The organism is Rhodococcus sp. 14C212 (assembly GCF_011058195.1).
Classification (GTDB): Bacteria; Actinomycetota; Actinomycetes; order Mycobacteriales; family Mycobacteriaceae; genus Rhodococcus; species Rhodococcus aetherivorans.
Genome location: NZ_JAALEH010000230.1, coordinates 1 through 525, shown reverse-complemented (window position 1 = coordinate 525; position 525 = coordinate 1). Strand labels below are relative to the sequence as shown.

1 pseudogene is annotated in these 525 nt (G+C 77.1%); it reads left to right on the top strand.

Going from position 1 to position 525, the window contains the following annotated elements:
- Positions 1-525, top strand: a pseudogene (locus G6038_RS30845) (hypothetical protein); the annotation flags it as partial.

Here is a 525-nt window from a genome sequence, read left to right as displayed (position 1 = left end):
CCCTTCAGCAGCGACGCCACCGCGCGCGCGGCACAGGCCCTGGACGGGCAGGCCCGCTCCCTCGCCACCTCGCCGGTCGTGCTGGCCGTCCCGGCCGAGCTCGAGCGTGCCCTCAGCACCACCGGCACCGGATGGCGCCAGCTGCCCTCCCTTCAGTCCGACGGCAGCACCCTCGCCGGTCTCGGCCTGGACGGCTGGGCCGGCCTCCGCCTGGCCCTGCCCACCGGCATCGACGCCGACGCCACCACTCCCGCCCTCGAGGCCGTCGCCGCCGCAGCCACCGACGCCGGCACCGGTCCTCTCACCGCCGAACAGGCTGCCTCCCCCGCAGCCACCTCCGCCGTCGGTGCGCTCGCGCTCGGCGCCGACGCCCTCGGAGACGGCGCCGGACCGACCACCGCCGCAGCCCTGGCCACCCTCGCCGACGGACCCGACGCCGACGGAGCGGTGCACGCCGTACCGATCACCGAGCAACAACTGCACACGGCGATCGCGTCCCGCGGCGCCGCCGGCCTCGTCGAATTC